At 71.3% G+C, this 2727-nt stretch carries 2 protein-coding genes; both read left to right on the top strand.

What is annotated here, in order from left to right; genetic code table 11:
- A partial coding sequence (locus tag B7767_RS47375; RefSeq protein WP_256923540.1) for a beta-ketoacyl reductase occupies positions 1-909 on the top strand: 909 nt, incomplete at its 5' end.
- A 31-nt stretch (positions 910-940) separates the two neighbouring features.
- The coding region (locus B7767_RS23605; RefSeq protein WP_373408233.1) for a type I polyketide synthase at positions 941-2727 on the top strand (1787 nt) is incomplete at its 3' end.

Below are 2727 nucleotides of genomic sequence, written 5' to 3'. Positions count from 1 at the left end.
GCGGGGGTGCTGGGTGGGCCGGGGCAGGGCAACTACGCCGCGGCCAACGCTTTCCTGGACGGGCTCGCCGCGCACCGTCGTGCCCAGGGCCTGCCGGCCCAATCCCTCGCCTGGGGCCTGTGGGCGACGCAGTCGGGCATGGGCGGGGAACTGGTGGAGGGGGACCGGGAGCGTCTGGAGCGCGCCGGCATGGCGGGCCTGTCGCCCGGCCAGGGACTGGAGTTGTTCGACGTGGCCGGCGCGTCGGCCGCGCCGGTGCTGGTCCCCATGAACCTGGACGCCAGGACGCTGGAGGCCGATGAGCTGCCTCCGCTGCTGCGCGGCCTGGTACGTGGTGCCTCCGCACGGCGTGCGGTGTCGGCGCACAACGCGGGCGGCGCCGGTGCGCTGCGGCAACGACTGGCCGGGTTGTCCGCAGACGAGCGGCACGAGGAACTGCTGACGCTCGTACGTACCCACGCGGCCGCCGTGCTGGGGCACGCGGGCCCGGAAGCGGTCGAGCCGGAGCGGGCCTTCAAGGACCTGGGGTTCGACTCGTTGGGTGCCGTGGAGTTCCGCAACACGCTCAACTCCGCCACCGGGCTGCGGCTGCCGCCCACCCTGATCTTCGACTACCCCACCGCACGTGTCCTGGCCGAGCACCTGGTCACGGAAGTGGCGCCCGACGAGGACGACGGCGGCGCGAGCGACCACGAGGAGCGGATCCGTCACCTGCTGGGGACGATCCCGCTCACGCGGCTGCGTGACGCGGGGCTGATGGACACCCTGCTCGAACTCGCCGGCGTCTCCTCCGCCACGACGGCCGAGCCCGTGCCGGAGCAGGACTCGATCGACGCGATGGACACCGAAGCCCTGATCAGCATGGCCCTGCGAGAGACCGACCTCGACGACGCCGCGCGACGAGACTGAGGACACGATGCCCGACAACGACCAGAAGCTCGTGACGGCGCTGCGCGCGTCGCTCAAAGAGACCGAGAACCTCCGCACGCGCAACCGCGCGCTGCAGGCCGCTGCCAGTGAGCCGATCGCGATCGTGGCGATGAGCTGCCGTTATCCCGGTGCGGCCTCGCCGGAGGAGTTGTGGCGGCTGGTGGCCGACGGGAAGGACGCCATCTCCTGGTTCCCCACTGATCGTGGGTGGGACGAGGCGGGCATCTACGATCCCGAGCCCGGGCTGCCCGGCAGGACGTACACCCGTGAGGGCGGGTTCCTGTACGACGCCGCGGAGTTCGACCCGGCGTTCTTCGGGATCGCGCCGAACGAGGCGTCGGTGATGGACCCGCAGCAGCGGCTGCTGCTGGAGACCTCCTGGGAGGCGGTGGAGCGTGCGGGCATCGACCCGACGACCCTGAAGGGCAGCGCGACCGGTGTGTTCACCGGGATGATGTACCACGACTACACGTACAACAGCAGTACCGGTGCCATCGCCTCGGGCCGGGTGGCCTACACACTGGGTCTCGAGGGGCCCGCGGTGACGGTGGACACCGCCTGCTCGTCCTCGCTGATCGCGTTGAACCAGGCGATCCAGGCGCTGCGGTCGGGCGAGTGCACCCTCGCTCTCGTGGGCGGGGTGACGGTGATGGCCACCCCCGAGACATTCGTCGAGATGAGCCTCCAGCGCGGCTTGTCGGTGGACGGGCGCTGCAAGTCGTACGCGGCCGCGGCCGACGGCACCGGCTGGGCCGAGGGCGTGGGCGTGTTGCTGGTCGAGCGGCTCTCGGACGCCCGGCGCAACGGTCACCCGGTGCTGGCGGTGGTGCGGGGCATGGCCACCAACCAGGACGGTGCCAGCAACGGCCTGACGGCGCCCAACGGTCCGTCCCAGCAGCGGGTGATCCGGCAGGCGCTGGCCAACGCCCGCTTGTCCGCCGACCAGATCGACATGGTCGAGGGGCACGGCACGGGAACGACGCTGGGTGACCCGATCGAGGCGCAGGCGCTGCTGGCCACCTACGGGCAGGACCGTCCGGACGGACGGCCCTTGTGGCTGGGGTCGATCAAGTCGAACATCGGTCACACGCAGGCCGCGGCCGGTGTGGCGGCCATCGTCAAGGTCGTCCAGGCGATGCGGCACGGTGTGATGCCCAGGACGCTGCACGTGGACGAGCCGACTCCTCAGGTGGACTGGGAATCGGGTGAGGTCCGGCTGCTGACCGAGGCGCGGGAGTGGCCGCGCGGTGAGCGTCCGCGCCGCGCCGCCGTGTCCTCGTTCGGGATCAGCGGCACCAACGCCCACGTGATCATCGAGGAGCCGCCGGCCACCGCCGAGGAGACGGAGGAGACACCGGCCGTGACCGTCACGGGTCCGGTCGCGTGGCCGCTGTCGGCCGGCAGCCCGGAAGCGCTGCGCGAGCAGGCCGGGCGACTCCTGACCCATCTGGAGGAGCAGCAGGATGCGAGCGCCGCGGACGTGGGACTGTCCTTGGCGACGGGGCGTGCCGCTCTCGAACACCGTGCGGTGATCGTCGCGGATGACCGTCCGGGTCTCCTCGAAGGCCTCACCGCGCTGGCCCAGGGGAAGCCTTCACCGTCGGTGGTGAACGGCGTGAGGCGTGAGGGTGGGCTGGCGTTCCTGTTCTCCGGTCAGGGCAGTCAGCGTGTGGGGATGGGGCGGGAGTTGTATGAGGCGTTTCCGGTGTTCGCGGGTGTGTTCGACGAGGTGTGTGGTGCGCTGGGTCTGTCGTTGAAGGAGGTGGTGTGGGGCGACGGGGAGGCGCTGGGGCGTAC

Source organism: Streptomyces sp. 13-12-16 (genome assembly GCF_002114215.1).
Taxonomy (GTDB): domain Bacteria; phylum Actinomycetota; class Actinomycetes; order Streptomycetales; family Streptomycetaceae; genus Streptomyces.
The sequence above is the reverse complement of the archived record's forward strand: the minus strand, read 5'-3'. Positions and strand labels throughout refer to the sequence as shown.